The organism is Ruegeria sp. BF7, assembly GCF_056538605.1.
Window position 1 is genome coordinate 915,278 of the sequence record NZ_JBQFTM010000001.1, and the last position, 15,818, is coordinate 931,095.

At 58.5% G+C, this 15,818-nt stretch carries 14 protein-coding genes; 4 read left to right on the forward strand and 10 right to left on the reverse strand.

The annotated features are described in order from the left end of the window. Positions 1-21 precede the first annotated feature (21 nt). The 8 genes from ACR0IK_RS04595 to ACR0IK_RS04630 form a co-directional block, all read right to left on the reverse strand. The gene (locus tag ACR0IK_RS04595; RefSeq protein ID WP_480589697.1) at positions 22-756 is read right to left on the reverse strand and encodes an ATP-binding cassette domain-containing protein; all 735 of its coding nucleotides are present in this window, start codon (positions 754-756) and stop codon (positions 22-24) included. Beyond that, positions 749-1,462: an ABC transporter permease gene (locus tag ACR0IK_RS04600; RefSeq protein WP_480589696.1), complete on the reverse strand. Its 714-nt coding sequence runs from the start codon at positions 1,460-1,462 to the stop codon at positions 749-751. The genes ACR0IK_RS04595 and ACR0IK_RS04600 overlap by 8 nt, the downstream gene beginning before the upstream one ends. Positions 1,463-1,615: 153 nt before the next feature. Continuing rightward, the gene (locus ACR0IK_RS04605; RefSeq protein ID WP_480640606.1) at positions 1,616-2,605 is read right to left on the reverse strand and encodes an ABC transporter substrate-binding protein; all 990 of its coding nucleotides are present in this window, start codon (positions 2,603-2,605) and stop codon (positions 1,616-1,618) included. Positions 2,606-2,661: 56 nt separating this feature from the next. Further along, the gene (locus ACR0IK_RS04610) at positions 2,662-3,507 is read right to left on the reverse strand and encodes an ABC transporter permease (protein WP_480640607.1); all 846 of its coding nucleotides are present in this window, start codon (positions 3,505-3,507) and stop codon (positions 2,662-2,664) included. Continuing rightward, on the reverse strand, positions 3,504-4,421 hold the full coding sequence (locus tag ACR0IK_RS04615) for an ABC transporter permease (RefSeq protein ID WP_480640784.1): 918 nt from the start codon (positions 4,419-4,421) through the stop codon (positions 3,504-3,506). Before ACR0IK_RS04615 ends, ACR0IK_RS04610 begins: the two co-directional genes overlap by 4 nt. Before the next feature lie 7 nt (positions 4,422-4,428). Beyond that, positions 4,429-5,223: an ABC transporter ATP-binding protein gene (locus tag ACR0IK_RS04620; protein WP_480640608.1), complete on the reverse strand. Its 795-nt coding sequence runs from the start codon at positions 5,221-5,223 to the stop codon at positions 4,429-4,431. A gap of 56 nt (positions 5,224-5,279) precedes the next feature. Continuing rightward, positions 5,280-6,734 carry a dihydropyrimidinase gene (hydA, locus tag ACR0IK_RS04625; RefSeq protein WP_480640609.1) on the reverse strand — a complete coding sequence of 485 codons (1,455 nt, stop codon included), beginning with the start codon at positions 6,732-6,734 and terminating at the stop codon, positions 5,280-5,282. A gap of 91 nt (positions 6,735-6,825) precedes the next feature. After that, positions 6,826-8,076, reverse strand: a complete 1,251-nt coding sequence (locus ACR0IK_RS04630; RefSeq protein WP_480640610.1) for a Zn-dependent hydrolase — start codon at positions 8,074-8,076, stop codon at positions 6,826-6,828. Between the two features lie 171 nt (positions 8,077-8,247). Between ACR0IK_RS04630 and ACR0IK_RS04635 the strand changes: the two genes are divergently transcribed. Together ACR0IK_RS04635 and ACR0IK_RS04640 are read left to right on the forward strand one after the other, a co-directional pair. After that, a complete protein-coding gene (locus tag ACR0IK_RS04635) occupies positions 8,248-8,856 on the forward strand; it encodes a TetR family transcriptional regulator C-terminal domain-containing protein (RefSeq protein WP_480640612.1) in 609 nt (202 codons plus the stop codon). A 582-nt stretch (positions 8,857-9,438) separates the two neighbouring features. Further along, a complete protein-coding gene (locus tag ACR0IK_RS04640) occupies positions 9,439-9,984 on the forward strand; it encodes a M48 family metalloprotease (RefSeq protein WP_480640613.1) in 546 nt (181 codons plus the stop codon). A gap of 475 nt (positions 9,985-10,459) precedes the next feature. Here ACR0IK_RS04640 and preA read toward each other — a convergent pair whose 3' ends face one another. Together preA and ACR0IK_RS04650 are read right to left on the reverse strand one after the other, a co-directional pair. After that, positions 10,460-11,764, reverse strand: coding sequence for an NAD-dependent dihydropyrimidine dehydrogenase subunit PreA (gene preA / locus ACR0IK_RS04645; RefSeq protein ID WP_480640614.1), 1,305 nt, complete (start codon positions 11,762-11,764; stop codon positions 10,460-10,462). 47 nt (positions 11,765-11,811) lie between these two features. Further along, a complete protein-coding gene (locus tag ACR0IK_RS04650) occupies positions 11,812-13,146 on the reverse strand; it encodes an NAD(P)-dependent oxidoreductase (protein ID WP_480640615.1) in 1,335 nt (444 codons plus the stop codon). Positions 13,147-13,457: 311 nt separating this feature from the next. Here ACR0IK_RS04650 and ACR0IK_RS04655 point away from each other — a divergent pair, with 311 nt between their 5' ends. Together ACR0IK_RS04655 and ACR0IK_RS04660 are read left to right on the forward strand one after the other, a co-directional pair. Then, the gene (locus tag ACR0IK_RS04655) at positions 13,458-14,453 is read left to right on the forward strand and encodes a hypothetical protein (protein WP_480589685.1); all 996 of its coding nucleotides are present in this window, start codon (positions 13,458-13,460) and stop codon (positions 14,451-14,453) included. Between the two features lie 72 nt (positions 14,454-14,525). Then, entirely contained in the window at positions 14,526-15,818 is a 1,293-nt protein-coding gene (locus ACR0IK_RS04660) for an O-acetylhomoserine aminocarboxypropyltransferase/cysteine synthase family protein (protein WP_480640616.1), read from the forward strand.

A 15,818-nucleotide genomic window follows, 5' to 3' on the forward strand; every position in this document is an offset into this window, starting at 1 on the left:
TCGATCTCCATATTTTTTTGATTAAGTCACCAGCCCACCAGCCAAATACCGGCGTGAGGCGTCGCTTTCAGGGGTATCAAGTATCTGTTTGGCCGCCCCATGTTCAACCACATGGCCACCCTGCATCATTACGATATCGGCGGCCAACCGCCGAGCCTGCCCGATGTCATGTGTGACCATGACGATGCGCACTCCGCAGGTCGAGGCGCGCAGGACCATCTGTTCGATCATCTGCGTCGCGTTTGGATCCAGCGCGCTGGTGGGTTCGTCCAGGAACAGCGTTTCAGGATCCAAAGCAAGGGCGCGCAAGATGGCCAGCCGCTGTGCCTCGCCCCCGGAAAGGGACCGCGCTGATTGCCGGGCTTTACCGTCCAGCCCACCTTCGGCCAGCAGCTCTTCGATACGGGCTTTACGGTCGCTTCGGGGCAGACCTTGCCGCTTTAAAACAAAGTCCAGATTGGCCGCAACCGACCTGCGCAACAACACGGGTTGTTGAAAAACCATCGCCTGCCGCGCCTTGTGTTCGGCGTTCAGGGCCACCTCATCCTGTCTGACCTGCCCGCGGTCAGGCACGATCAGCCCGTGCAGGCAACGCAGCAGAAGACTTTTACCGGACCCGTTCGGCCCAAGGATCAGGGTCGGCCCCGGCCCATCAAGCGCCAGGTGCGGCACGTCCAGCAGTACCTTGCCTTTGCGGGTGATCCGCACTCCATCCACCGACAGGCAGCTAGCCATTTCCGAAACCAGATCACGCATGGCGCAAACCCTCCTGCTCGGCCCGCAGGCTAAGCGAGCTGACTATGGCGTTAACCGCTACGGCAATTCCAATCAGGATGGCGCCAAGCGCCAATGCCAGCGCCAGATTGCCCTTGGATGTCTCAAGAGCGATGGTCGTGGTCATCACCCGGGTCACATGGTTGATATTGCCGCCAACGATGATTACCGCCCCGACCTCCGCAATCGCGCGGCCAAACCCGGCAAGCAGTGCAGTCACCAGCGCCAACCGCGCATCCCACAGCAGCACCGGTACCGAGGCCAGCCGGGACACGCCCAGCGAACGCAGCTGTTCCGAGTACTCCTCGGCCAGCATCTCGACCACTTGCCGGGTCAGCGCCGCGATGATTGGCGTGACAAGAACCACCTGCGCTATGATCATCGCGGTCGGCGTGTAAAGCAGCTCAAGAACACCTAACGGCCCCGTGCGCGACAGCATCAGATAGACCAGCAAACCCACAACAACCGGCGGGAACCCCATCAAGGCGTTCATCAGCACTATCAGCGCCCGCCGCCCCGGAAAACGCGCGACCGCCAGCGCGGCCCCCACGGGCATACCAATCAGAGCCGAAATCAGGACCGCAAAGATTGAAACTTTCAAGGACAACAGCACAATCGCCCACAGCTCTGCATCCCCTTGGAGGATCAAAGACAAGGCTGAACTGAATTCTGATGCAAATCCCTGCATTTTATTCCTGTATTTCGACTAATCGTATGAATTGCACCTGATTTCAGGATAATACTAACCTGCCTACGCACCAAGTACAGACACGATTCCGACATCTGAAAAAGAAAACGCGGCCCCGATTGGGACCGCGCATGTTTCCGGATTGGGGCTGGATTAATTCAGAGCAGCATCCGTGATCTGATGCGTCCAGGCACCCTCGGGTTGCTTGGTAATCACCGGATCAGACCCACCGGCCAGCAATGTGCCCACCGTGCGCTCGAAATCCGCAGGGTCCAGCGCACCGTTCGAACCGGCGGTCAGCTTGGCGATCTCGCCCATCATGCGCTTCTGATGCTCTTCGGTCTGGGCACCGGTGGCATCATTCTCCAGCACGATATCGGCGGCCTCGTCCGGGTGTTCCTCGGCATATTTCCAGCCTTTCATCGAAGCGCGAACAAAGCGCTCCATCTTGTCAGCGAAAGCTGCGTCGCTGAGGTTTTCTTCCAAAACATACAGACCGTCTTCCAGCGTGGCGACGCCCTGATCTTCATATTTGAAGGTCACCAGTTCGTCCGGGTTGACGCCAGCGTCGATTACCTGCCAGTACTCGTTATAGGTCATGGTGCTGATACAATCGGCCTGACGCTGCAGCAGCGGATCGACATTGAAGCCTTGCTTCAGAACCTCGACACCGCTTTCGCTTTTGCCACCGGTGTCGATACCCAGCTGGCTCATCCAGCTCATGAAGGGAAATTCATTGCCAAAGAACCAAACGCCCAGCGTGCGGTTCTTCAGATCCTCGGGTGAGGAGATCCCGGCGTCTTTCCAGCAGGTCAGCATCATGCCTGAGCTTTTGAACGGCTGCGCGATGTTGACCAGCGGCAGACCCTTTTCGCGCGCGGCCAGAGCGGCAGGCATCCACTCAACAGTCACATCGGCGCCGCCACCCGCGATCACCTGCGTCGGAGCAATGTCGGGGCCACCCGGCAAAATGGTAACGTCTAGCCCCTCTTCTTCGTAGAACCCCTTGTCCTTAGCCACGTAATAGCCCGCAAACTGTGCCTGCGTGACCCATTTGAGCTGCAAGGTCACCTCATCTGCCGCAAGCGCCGCGCTGGCTGCCAGACTGAAAGCGGCGACCGCCCCGCTGAGTAACTTGTTCATCTTCATATCTCCTGGTTGTTGTTGGTGCCCCGTTTTCGGGGTCTGTTGAAGTCTTGTTATCCGCGTTGTGACGGGTGCCAAAAGGTCACCGCCTTTTCGATCATTGCGACAACCCCATAGAACGCCGTCCCAGCCAATGCGGCCACGACGATCTCGGCCCAAACCATATCCAGCGAGAGTTGCCCGACACTGGTTGAGATCCGGAACCCCATACCCAGGGTTGGCGAACCAAAGAACTCGGCCACGATAGCGCCGATCAGGGCCAGAGTGGTAGAAATCTTCAGGCCATTGAAAACAAACGGCATCGCGGCTGGTAGACGGAGTTTCATAAAGCTCTGCCAATAGGTCGCCGCATAGGTCTCCATCAGGTCGCGCTGCATGGCCGTGGCCTCTCGCAACCCCGCCACGGTGTTCACCAGCATCGGGAAGAAAACCATCACCACGACCACGGCAGCCTTGGAGTGCCAGTCGAATCCGAACCACATCACCAGAATGGGCGCCGTGCCCACAATCGGCAGCGCCGCTACGAAGTTCCCGACCGGCAGCAACCCAAGGCGCAGGAAATCCCAGCGGTCTACGGCAATCGCCATCAAAAAAGCCGCTCCGCAGCCAATGATGTAGCCACTGAGCGCGCCTTTGATGATGGTCTGCACGAAGTCGGCCCAAAGGACTGGCAGACTGCCACCAAAGCGCACCGCGATCACCGAGGGGGCTGGCAAGATGACCAACGGCACTTCAAGCCCGCGCACCACCAGTTCCCAAATGCCGATCACGGTCAGGCCAAACACCAGCGGTGCCACAAACCGCACCATCCGCGTATCGGCATAAGGCCCGCTGGCCAGACGCCCATTCAACCACCAGCCGAACAGCCACAATAGGATTGCACAGAAAACAAGGATCATTGCGCCATCCCCATCCGCTTGAGAACCATCCGCTCAATTAATCCCAGCAATCCGACCAGACAGGCCGCCAGAATGGCTGCGGCAAACAAGGCCGACCAGATTTGCACCGTCTGACCGTAATAGCTGCCCGCCAGCAGGCGCGCTCCCAATCCGGCAACCGCCCCTGTCGGCAACTCACCAACGATGGCCCCGACCAGAGAGGCCGCGATGCCGATCTTCAGCGAGGTGAACAGGTACGGCATCGACGCCGGCAAGCGCAGCTTCCAGAACCCTTGCGACCTACTGGCATTATAGGTGCGCAGCAAGTCCAATTGCATCGCATCCGGGCTGCGCAGGCCTTTGACCATGCCGACTACAACCGGAAAGAAGCTGAGATAGGCCGAGATGATCGCCTTGGGAATAATCCCCTGAATGCCGACCGAATATAAAACCACGATGATCATCGGCGCCAAAGCGATGATTGGAATGGTCTGGCTGACAATGGCCCACGGCATAACCGAAAGATCCATTACCCGGCTGTGCACGATCCCGACGGCCAACAGGATGCCCAGCCCGGTACCAATCGCAAAGCCCAGCATCGTCGCGCTGAGTGTTACCCAAGAATGATAGATCAACGACCTCTTCGAGGTGATCTTCTTCTCGACTGTTGTGTCCCATAACTCCTCAGCCACCTGATGCGGAGCGGGCAGACGAGGTCGGTCCTGCTCCCAAGTTTCGTCGATGGCGTAAGGGTTGTCGATGACCAGCTCAAACTCGCTCATGTCGCGCCGATCAACCGCCTTGGGTGGATCGACCTGCTCACCTGCTCGTTCGAATTCGTTCAGAACGCCCTTGATATTCATCGGCACGCTGGCGGCGTACCAGAACAGGATAATGACGGCCACAACGGTCAAGACGGCCAAGACAGCTCTGATCCCTGCGCTAGTCATCCGAATGCCCCGCCCGCAAGCCCTCGCGCACGCGATGGGCTACTTCGATAAACTCTGGAGTATCGCGGATATCCAAAGGACGCTCTTTCGGCAGAGGGCTGTCGATCACATCCGTAATCCGCCCCGGACGCGGGCTCATGACTACGATCTTGGTGCTGAGATACACCGCCTCGGGGATCGAGTGCGTTACGAAACCGATGGTCTTTTCAGTCCGTGCCCAAAGTGCCAGAAGCTGTTCATTCAGGTGGTCGCGCACGATTTCGTCCAGAGCGCCGAAAGGTTCGTCCATCAGCAGGATATCGGCATCAAAGGCCAACGCCCGGGCAATACTTGCGCGCTGCTGCATCCCGCCCGACAGCTGCCATGGAAACTTACCGCCAAACCCTTCAAGGTCAACGAGTTCCAGGACCTTCTTTACCCGCTCTTCCTGCTCGGCTGCGGAATAGCCCATGATCTCAAGCGGTAATTTGACATTCTTGGAAATCGTGCGCCAAGGGTACAGGCCAGCCGCCTGAAACACGTACCCATAGGCCCGGTTCCGCCGTGCCTCATCCGGGGTCATGTCGTTGACGGTCAGGGCACCGCCTGTCGGTGTCTCCAGCGCCGCGATACAGCGCAAAAAGGTGGTTTTGCCGCAGCCCGAGGGGCCGATAAAGCTGACGAACTCGCCCTTGTCGATTGTCAGATTCACGTCTTTCAACGCGTGAACCGGTCCGTCATTGGTTTGGAAAGTAAGATCCAGTTGCCTTGCCTCGATCACGGGCTGGGTAGTGCTTTCAGTATTCATTCCATTGCCTTGAAAAGGTTAGGCTTTGGGCCGCTCAGACGACGGCCCGCGCACAATCAGACGCCCGTCGCCGGGATACCCGTCCGCTCGACCGGCCGCGGCGCGGTCAGCTCTTTCCAGGTGCTCAGCGCCTTGTTCACGTGACCGTTGGGCTCACGGGCCACAAAATCACCATGCCCTTCCTGAGTGCGGATTTCGCCGTCATGCACCGCCACCTGACCGCGTGTCAGGGTAAAGCGCGGCAGACCTTTGACCTCTTTACCCTCGAACACGTTGTAGTCGATCGAGGATTGCTGCGTGTCCGCACTGATCGTCTTGGTCTTTTCAGGGTCCCACACTACGATATCCGCATCAGCCCCAACAAGGATCGCACCTTTTTTCGGGTAGCAATTCATGATCTTGGCGATGTTGGTTGACGTAACTGCTACGAACTCGTTCATCGTCAGACGCCCGGTGTTCACCCCATGCGTCCACAGCATCGGCATCCGGTCTTCCAAACCGCCAGTGCCATTCGGAATCTTGGTGAAATCACCCACGCCATAGCGTTTTTGCTCAGTTGTAAAGGCGCAATGGTCGGTCGCCACAACACTCAGCGTGCCGGAATGCAGACCGTTCCACAGGCTATCCTGATGCTGCTTATTCCGGAACGGAGGACTCATGACCCGCCGCGCCGCGTGGTCCCAGTCCTGATGGAAATACTCGCTCTCATCCAATGTCAGGTGCTGGATCAGAGGTTCCCCCCACACGCGCTTACCCTGCATCTTGGCCCGGCGAATGGCCTCATGCGCCTCTTCGCAGGAGGTGTGCACCACATAGAGCGGCACACCCGCCATATCGGCGATCATGATGGCGCGGTTGGTGGCCTCACCTTCCACCTGTGGCGGACGCGAATAGGCGTGCGCTTCGGGGCCGGTGTTGCCTTCGGCCATCAGCTTGGCCTGCAACTCGGCTACGACGTCGCCATTTTCGGCGTGCACCATGGCGATGCCACCCAACTCGGCTAGTCGCTTGAACGAGGCAAAAAGCTCGTCGTCATTCACCATCAACGCGCCTTTATAGGCCATGAAGTGTTTGAAGGTGTTGATGCCGCGCGTCTCGATCACTGTCTTGATGTCGTCGAAGACCTGCTCACCCCACCAGGTCACTGCCATGTGGAAGGAGTAGTCACAATTCGCCCGCGTCGACTTATTATCCCAGCGCTTCAAGGCATCCAACAGGCCCTCACCGGGGTTCGGCAGCGCGAAGTCCACCACCATCGTAGTGCCCCCGGCCAATGCCGCGCGTGTGCCGCTTTCGAAATCATCGCTGGAATAGGTACCCATGAACGGCATTTCCAGATGGGTGTGCGGGTCGATCCCGCCGGGCATCACATAACACCCGGTCGCATCCAGTTCCTTGTCACCTTTCAGGTCCATTCCGATCTCGGTGATCACCCCACCTTCCACCAAAACATCCGCCTTGTAAGACAGATCGGCGGTCACGACGGTCCCGTTCTTGATAACAGTGCTCATCTTAATCTCCCTGTTGCGGTCTGTGCCGCTTGCTTTATCTGGTCATTAGCATCCCGGGGGAGTCACCCAGTCGGCGACGGGGACGGTGACCCTATTCTACGATTTCCGCCGTCTCGACGACTGCATGAAACAGAACATCTGCGCCGGCCGCAGCCCAATCCTTGCTGATCTCCTCGGCCTCATTGTGGCTCAGCCCATCCACGCAGGGGCACATCACCATCGCAGTCGGTGCCACGCGGTTGATCCAGCACGCATCATGCCCCGCGCCCGAGATGATGTCCGTGTGCGAATAGCCCAGCCGCTCGGCCGCATCGCGCACGGCTGCCACACAACCTGCATCGAATTCTACCGGATCGAAACCGCCGACCTTCTCGAACTCGATCTGCAGACCCATCTCATCGACGATGCTCTCAGCAGCGACACGCAGACGGTTCTCCATATCGGTGATCACGTCCAGCTCGGGTGAGCGGAAATCGACCGTGAATACCACCTTGCCCGGGATCACATTGCGCGAGTTCGGATACACATCGATGTGCCCCGCGGCGCCCACCGCATGGGGTGCATGTGACCACGCGATCTCATCCACCTTCTCAAGAATCCGAGCCATCGCAAGACCGGCATTCTTACGCATCGGCATCGGGGTTGAACCGGTATGGGCGTCCTTGCCTGTCACTGTGATCTGGGTCCAGCTCAGGCCCTGACCGTGGGTGACAACGCCGATGTCCTTGCCTTCGGCCTCAAGGATTGGCCCCTGCTCGATGTGCAATTCAAAAAAAGCGTGCATCTTGCGGGCACCGACCTCTTCGTCGCCGCGCCAGCCAATGCGCTGCAACTCATCGCCGAACTTCTTGCCCTCGGCATCCTCGCGGTCATAGGCCCAATCCTGAGTATGGACACCTGCAAACACGCCCGAGGACAACATCGCTGGCGCATACCGCGTGCCCTCTTCGTTGGTCCAGTTGGTCGCCACAATCGGATGTTTGGTCTTGATCCCCAAATCGTTCAAAGTGCGGATAATTTCCAACCCGCCCAGAACACCCAACACACCGTCATACTTTCCGCCCGTCGGCTGTGTGTCCAGATGCGAGCCGACATAGACCGGCAGCGCCTCGGGGTCAGTACCATCACGTCGGGCAAACATGTTTCCCATCTGGTCCAGCCCCATGGCACAGCCCGCGTCCTCGCACCATTTCTGAAACAATGCGCGCCCCTCGCCATCCTCGTCCGTCAGGGTCTGGCGATTGTTGCCGCCCGCGACGCCGGGGCCGATCTTGGCCATCTCCATCAGACTGTCCCACAACCTGTCGCCATTGATCCTGAGATTCTGCGCCGGAGCTGCCATTTTCTTCTTCCCTGTTGTTTGCGATTTGGCTCGCTTTTGGTGTCTTGATTTGACCATCTGGTCAAACTCACGCTATCACGGGTTGGTCATCAGTCAAGAAATTGCGAGACGCCGTCGATAATTTTGGCATAAACGGCGCCTGCTTGCCGGAAAAAGAGACAACCTGAAAACATGCCCAAAGATCGCGCCCCAACCAGAATTCAGAAGAAAAACCGAGCAGCGATTCTGGAAGCCGCCCTGAATGTGTTCTCGGCACACGGGTTTCGCGGCTCGACCGTTGATCAGATCGCGGCCGAAGCCGGGCTGAGCAAACCAAACCTGCTGTACTATTTCCCGTCGAAAGAGGCGATTCACACTGCCTTGCTATCCGGTCTGCTGGACGTCTGGCTCGCACCGCTGCACGATCTGGATGAGGCTGGCGACCCGATGCAGGAAATCCTCTCGTACATCCACCGCAAACTGCAGATGAGCCGCGAGCTCCCACGTGAAAGCCGCCTGTTCGCCAATGAGCTGGTCCAGGGTGCGCCGCGCATTCACGACGCGCTGTCGCAGGATCTGAAACAGCTGGTGGATGAGAAGACCGCGGTCCTGAAGCAATGGATGGACGACGGCAAAATCGCGCAGGTTCATCCCTATCACCTGATCTTCTCGATCTGGGCGCTGACCCAGCATTACGCCGATTTCGATGTGCAGGTTCGCGCAATTCTTGGCGACGAGGACCCGTTCGAGGGCGCGGAACCGTTTATCGACACACTCTATCGCAAACTGCTCACTCCCTAAATAAGGGGCCGTTCACCCGACCCTTCACAGTATGTGGTGCAGGCGGCCGATAGTGAAGCTTGGAACTTAATGTCCATTTCGAGCCCATACCGGAAGCACCCATTGAATTGTGTGTGCACTCGAAACATTCCCTTCGCCGCAAAGCAGATAGGTTTCAAGCCGTTGTGCAGCGGGAATAGCAGTTGTTGTCGCGGTTCAGGTCGTTAGTGTCGGGGTCCGCAGCCCGATTGGCCGTTCGTTTCAACGCCATTTGCGGTGCTTACCATTTTAGCGGCAGCAAATCCGGGTGCGACCAGAGACAATTTCCTCTGTTATTGAATAACAACTCACACAGGCCCTAGTCTCGGATTTAAATGTTGGTTTATCGAAGAATACGGACTGTATTTCGGTACTCTAAATTGTTGGAAAGGTGCGTTTATGAAGCGAACTGTATTGGTATTTGCTATTTTGGTGCAGGTGGGATGCGTATCAACGACCACTCCTCCATCGGCACCTATACCAAACCCCGGTCGCGCGAGCGCCCCCGTTAGCTCACAGCATGCACAAACAAGATTCCGTCAGGTCGCCTCTCGAATAGAACCCGTGGCAGAGCAAGAATGCCGCCGCCGCACTGCGGGCGTAAATTGCGATTTTTTGATCCGCATTGATCCAAATAAACAAGCGCCCTCAAACGCCTATCAAAGTTTAAGTAAGTCGGGGCGCCCGGTGATCACAATGACCCAATCGCTGACACGAAATGTGAACAATACCGATGAGCTTGCATTTGTTATGGCGCATGAAGCCGCTCACCACATTCAAGGTCATTTAGCGCGACGCGCTCAAAACGCGGCCGCTGGTGCAGTTATTTTGGCTGGCCTGGCAACAATAGCCGGGACTGGACCGAATGACATTGCCGCAGCTCAAGATCTGGGAGCTTTTGTCGGCGGGCGCAGCTATTCCAAGAACTTTGAATTGGAAGCTGATCAACTAGGTACGGTAATAGCCTATAATGCGGGCTATGATCCACTCAAAGGTGCTCTGTACTTCGCGCGAGTTCCTGATCCTGGTGATCGCTTTCTAGGAACGCATCCGCCCAACGCTCAAAGATATCATGCGGTTCAAGCTACAATGAACCAGATTGGTGGCTAAATCACTGTAACGTTGGGTATTCGCAGAACCGCAAAACCAAAGTTCGAGCAACCCTTGATTCCACAGTTACAGCTGACAACCGTCCCGGCGGATCGCGCTGCGGCACCACGATCACCGGCTTCGGGCCGTCAGCGTCAGTTCGGGCTGTTTTAGGAATGAAGGGAAAATTGCGTTCCTCAAATATCGAACCTGAGTGCGGCGAAAGGACAGTTTCAAACACCTGAAAATGGCACTCTGAATGTCGGCTCTGGTGACACACACTGAGTTGCCGCACTGGCTGTGGTGCGTCAGCGATAGCTGCTCATGCACAAGGCTGCTTTGTCTCATAACCGGACCTCACTACTCTGCTCCCGAAGAAATCTCCGGGAGCTTTGCTCGACATAGAATAACGAACCCATAGGCCTGTGGTCACGCGTGCGACACATACGGCAAAGGACTGGCTATTCACCGGACCTTTCTTATTCTGCAATTTGTTTTACTCGGCGGCCTTTGCCATCGGATTGTTCGGGTGTGTTGTCCAGTTGGCATAGTCGGGCTGCACCTCCAAGCCGGTGCGCGGATCGACCTCTCCGGCCGCCATCGGCACCATCGAGATACATCCGTCCACGGGGCAGACATCCACGCAAAGGTTGCAGGCGACGCATTCATCATCCATGACCTCGAACACCCGGTCCTCGGACATCGAAATCGCCTGGTGGCTGGTGTCTTCGCACGCCGCGTAGCAACGGCCGCATTTGATGCACTGGTCCTGATCGATCTTGGCCTTGGCGATATAGTTCAGGTTCAGATACTGCCAGTCGGTCACGTTCGGAACAGCCAGGCCGACGACTTCGGAAACGTCCTTGTAGCCCTTTTCATCCATCCACTTGGACAAGCCAGCGGTCAGTTCGTCGATAATCTTGAACCCATAGGTCATGGCCGCAGTGCAGACCTGAACGGTGCCGCACCCCAGCGCCATAAACTCTGCCGCATCGCGCCACGTGGTCACGCCACCGATACCCGAGATCGGCAGGCCATGCGTGGCTTGAGCCCGCGAAATCTCGGACACCATCGACAGAGCAATCGGCTTCACTGCCGGACCGCAATAACCGCCATGGCTGCCCTTGCCGTCAATCGACGGCTCAGGGCTGAACGTGTCCAGATTGACGCTGGTGATCGAATTGATGGTGTTGATCAGCGACACTGCATCCGCGCCACCATTCTTGGCGGCTTCGGCAGGCTTGCGAATATCGGTGATGTTGGGCGTCAGCTTCACGATGACTGGGCGGTCATAGTATTGCTTGCACCAGCGGGTCACCATCTCAATATATTCCGGCACCTGCCCCACTGCGGACCCCATACCGCGTTCGCTCATCCCGTGCGGACAGCCAAAGTTCAGCTCGATCCCGTCTGCACCAGTCTCGGACACACGCGGCAGGATGGCTTTCCATGCCTCCTCTTCGCACGGCACCATAATCGAGGCGATCAGCGCGCGATCCGGGTAGTCGGCCTTGACCCGCGCCATCTCTTCGAGGTTCACCTCAAGCGGGCGGTCAGTGATCAGCTCAATGTTGTTCAGGCCCAGCAGCCGACGATCAGCGCCATAGATCGCGCCATAGCGCGGCCCGTTCACGTTCACGACCGGAGGGCCCTCGGCCCCCAGCGTCTTCCACACAACGCCGCCCCATCCGGCCTCGAAGGCACGGCGGACGTTGTATTCCTTATCGGTCGGCGGCGCCGAGGCCAACCAGTACGGGTTCGGGCTTTCGATACCTAGAAAGTTCGTCTTCAAATCAGCCATTTATCCGGCCTCCCTGATGCAGTTCAGCATCTTTGTGTCTTTGAGTTTCACGCGGTCAGGCTTGCGTGGATATCCATTGCGGCGTCGCGGCCCTCGGCCACGGCGGTCACGGTCAGGTCTTCGCCACCGGCCGCACAGTCGCCCCCGGCCCAGACACCAGCCACCGAGGTTCGACCAGCCCCGGTCACGGCGATCTTGTTGCCGTCCAGCTTCAGCCCTTCCGGCGCGCCTTCCAGTGTCTGACCGATCGCCTTGAGGACCTGATCTGCAGGCAGGCGGACCGTTTCTCCGGTGCCCGCAAGCTGACCGTTGTGACTGGAAGTATACTCCAATTCGACCTCGGCCGCCGCACCGTTTCCGTGAACGGCAACGGGTTGCACATTGGTCATGATCTTGACGCCATGCGACGAGGCCAGATCCTGCTCGTAACGGCTGGCCCCCATTGCTTCGCGGCCGCGCCGATAGGCGATGGTCACATGCTCGGCACCCAGCAGTTTCGATTTCACCGCCGCATCCACGGCTGTCATTCCGCCACCGATGACGACGACGTTGCGACCCACTGGCAGGTCCGCCAGATCAGATGCCTGACGCACGTCCGAGATGAAGTCGACGGCAAAGCGCACGCCCTCCATCTCGGCCCCTTCCGCGCGCAGGGCATTCACCCCGGCCAGACCAATGGACAGGAAAACAGCGTCGTAGTTTTCAACCAGGCCGTCCAGAGAAACGCTCTCACCCAGAACCGAACCGGTTTCAATCGTGATGCCGCCGATGTTCAGCAGCCAGTCCACCTCAGCCTGTGCAAAGTCATTGGTCGATTTGTAGGCGGCGATACCGTACTCGTTCAGACCGCCGGGCTTGGGCTTGCTTTCGTGAATCACCACGTCATGCCCATGCATCGCCAGACGATGCGCGCAGGCCAGGCCCGCAGGCCCTGCCCCGATCACGGCAACGGTTTTGCCAGTCGGCGCGGCACGCTCGAACGGGTGGCCCCCTGCAGCCATTACGCTGTCCGTCGCATAGCGCTGCAGGCGACCGATCTCGACCGGAGCCCCCTCGGCAGTTTCGCGTACGCAGGCCTCTTCGCACAGTGTCTCGGTCGGACAAACGCGCGCGCACATGCCACCCAAAATGTTCTGCGCCAGAATGGTCTCACCTGCCGCCTCGGGTTGCCCGGCCTGAATCTGACGCATGAACAACGGAATATCGATATCCGTCGGACAGGCCGTCACACATGGCGCGTCATAGCAGAAATAGCACCGGTCTGCCGCCACAGCGGCCTCATGCGCGGCCAATGGCGGATGCAGATCGGTAAAATTCGAGGTCAGCTCATCGCTGGAAAGCCGCCCGGAGACAATGCCGGGGGCAATCTGGCCCTGTGCCATCGCTCTACTCCCTGTAGATATGTTTGTTATAATCTCAGCTTGCCACAATCTTATTTTTTATCAATTGGTAAAATTTGGAAAATCACCAAAAACCGCAAATCCAGGGTGGATTCCCCGGGTTTCGCAGGCGATTACGCCCGATTTTCTTGCATTCTGAAGACTCGCGGCAAATGCACCGCACCCAAACGGCCTCTGGCTGCAGGGAAACCGAAGATTCCCCGTATCTGGTTTTGACGGGCTTTACGGCGTGTTGTAGGTCAAGAAGAACCCGAGCAGCGCCGAACAGCGGCCTTATACGTGAAAGTCACCCGATGCAGGCCAGCCCTTCGAAATTCAACATCGTCATCATCGGGCAAAACAATCGGCTGCAATACGAGGCCCTGCTGTTTGCAGCCTCTTTGCGCCACAGCTCACCGAATTTCTCAGGGCGGTTATTTGTCGCCGTCCCTCAGCCCGGGTCGCGCTGGCGTCAGGACCCGAGCATCCAAAACGAAGATATCCTGAAAGCCCTGCGACAACTGAATGCCGAGATTCTGCCCTTTGACTCTCACGTCTTCGGCGACAGCTATCCCTATGGCAACAAGATCGAGGCCCTGTTGGCCTTGCCCGAAGGCGAACCCTTCGTATTCTTCGACAGCGATACTCTGATCACCGGCGATCTGACCTCGGTGCCGTTTGACTTCGACCGCCCCGGCGCCTCGCAAAAGGTCGAGGGCACGTGGCCCAAGCCGACGCTCTATGGCCCCGGTTTCGATGGCATCTGGAGCGCTTTGTACCGACGATTTGAGCTGGATTTCGAAAGCTCGCAGGACGCCAGCCAGCCGATGGATTACTGGCGACGGTATCTGTATTTCAACGCGGGCTATTTCTTCTATTCCTGCCCGCGCGAGTTCGGAGAGCGATTTCTGGACTATGCCCGCACGATCCGGGATGAGGAAATCCCTGAGTTGGCCGGGCAGAACCTTGACCCCTGGCTGGATCAGGCCGCCCTGCCGCTGGTCATCCATTCCCTCGGTGGCGGGCGTGATGCGCTGCCCCCCGGCCTGCTGGACGGATCGGTCAGCTGCCACTATCGCCTGTTCCCTTTGCTCTATGCGCGTGAGAGCGACCACGTGGTCGAAGTGCTGGAAACCGTCGCGGCCCCCAACCGGGTCAAGAAAGTGCTCAAAGGGTATGAGCCGATCAAAAAGCTGGTTCTGCAACGCAAGGGCCACAAGATCCGCGACCTGTTCGACCGGGAAAACCTGCCCCAGCGCGAGCAGGCCATTCGCAACACGATCCGCAACAACGGCCTGTGGATGCGCTGACAGGATTGTTGTGCGCGCGCGCCGGATCGCCTAGAGATTCAGCAACACACATTCCAACAGGAGATTTCGACGATGTCTGACGGCCCGACTTACGGTTTCGACACACTGCAAATTCACGCGGGAGCGCGGCCCGACCCGGCGACAGGTGCGCGTCAGACTCCGATCTACCAAACCACCGCCTATGTGTTCCGCGATGCCGACCACGCGGCCGCCCTTTTCAACCTGCAAGAGGTTGGCTTCATCTATTCCCGCCTGACCAACCCGACCGTGGCCGTTCTGCAGGAACGTATCGCCACGCTTGAGGGCGGCGTCGGCGCGGTTTGCTGTTCTTCGGGTCACGCAGCCCAGATCATGGCGCTGTTCCCGCTGATGGGTCCGGGCTGCAACGTGGTGGCCTCGACCCGTCTGTATGGCGGTACGGTCACGCAGTTCAGCCAGACCATCAAACGCTTTGGCTGGTCGGCCAAGTTCGTCGACACCGACGATCTGGACGCCGTGAAGGATGCCATCGACGAAAACACCCGCGCGGTGTTCTGCGAATCCATCGCCAACCCGGGCGGCTACGTCACCGACATCCGTGCGATGGCCGATATTGCAGATGCAGCGGGTATCCCTTTGATCGTCGACAACACCTCGGCCACGCCGTACCTGTGCCGCCCTATCGAACAGGGAGCTACTCTGGTGGTGCATTCGACCACCAAGTATCTGACCGGCAACGGCACCGTCACCGGCGGCTGCATCGTGGACTCGGGCAAGTTCGACTGGTCGGCGAATGACAAGTTCCCCTCGCTCAGCGAACCGGAAGCCGCCTATCATGGTCTGAAATTCCACGAGACCTTCGGCCCGCTGGCCTTCACCTTCCACGGCATCGCCATTGGTCTGCGTGATCTGGGGATGACTATGAACCCGCAAGCCGCCCATTACACTCTGCTGGGGATCGAGACCCTCTCGCTGCGGATGGAGCGCCATGTGGAGAACGCCCAGAAAATCGCTGCCTGGCTCGAGGCCGACGAGCGTGTGGACTATGTAACCTATGCGGGCCTGCCCTCTTCGCCTTATTATGACCGGGTTCAGGCGCAGTACAAGAAGGGTGCTGGCGCGCTGTTCACCTTTGCGGTCAAGGGCGGCTATGACGCCTGCGTCAAGCTGGTGAATTCGCTCGAGATATTCAGCCACGTCGCCAACCTGGGCGATGCACGGTCGCTGATCATCCACTCGGCATCGACCACCCACCGTCAGCTGACCCCGGAACAGCAAGAGGCGGCAGGTGCCGGGCCGAACGTGGTACGCCTGTCCATCGGCATCGAAGACGCCGACGACCTGATCGCCGATCTGGATCAGGCGCTGGCCAAAGCATCGGCCTGA

Excerpts from the sequence above, each read along its gene's own strand:
- ACR0IK_RS04595 (WP_480589697.1), bottom strand. The coding sequence starts at position 756 with ATGCGTGATCTGGTTTCGGAAATGGCTAGCTGCCTGTCGGTGGATGGA.
- ACR0IK_RS04600 (WP_480589696.1), bottom strand. The coding sequence starts at position 1,462 with ATGCAGGGATTTGCATCAGAATTCAGTTCAGCCTTGTCTTTGATCCTC.
- ACR0IK_RS04605 (WP_480640606.1), bottom strand. The coding sequence starts at position 2,605 with ATGAACAAGTTACTCAGCGGGGCGGTCGCCGCTTTCAGTCTGGCAGCC.
- ACR0IK_RS04610 (WP_480640607.1), bottom strand. The coding sequence starts at position 3,507 with ATGATCCTTGTTTTCTGTGCAATCCTATTGTGGCTGTTCGGCTGGTGG.
- ACR0IK_RS04620 (WP_480640608.1), bottom strand. The coding sequence starts at position 5,223 with ATGAATACTGAAAGCACTACCCAGCCCGTGATCGAGGCAAGGCAACTG.
- hydA (WP_480640609.1), bottom strand. The coding sequence starts at position 6,734 with ATGAGCACTGTTATCAAGAACGGGACCGTCGTGACCGCCGATCTGTCT.
- ACR0IK_RS04630 (WP_480640610.1), bottom strand. The coding sequence starts at position 8,076 with ATGGCAGCTCCGGCGCAGAATCTCAGGATCAATGGCGACAGGTTGTGG.
- ACR0IK_RS04635 (WP_480640612.1), top strand. The coding sequence starts at position 8,248 with ATGCCCAAAGATCGCGCCCCAACCAGAATTCAGAAGAAAAACCGAGCA.
- preA (WP_480640614.1), bottom strand. The coding sequence starts at position 11,764 with ATGGCTGATTTGAAGACGAACTTTCTAGGTATCGAAAGCCCGAACCCG.
- ACR0IK_RS04650 (WP_480640615.1), bottom strand. The coding sequence starts at position 13,146 with ATGGCACAGGGCCAGATTGCCCCCGGCATTGTCTCCGGGCGGCTTTCC.
- ACR0IK_RS04655 (WP_480589685.1), top strand. The coding sequence starts at position 13,458 with ATGCAGGCCAGCCCTTCGAAATTCAACATCGTCATCATCGGGCAAAAC.
- ACR0IK_RS04660 (WP_480640616.1), top strand. The coding sequence starts at position 14,526 with ATGTCTGACGGCCCGACTTACGGTTTCGACACACTGCAAATTCACGCG.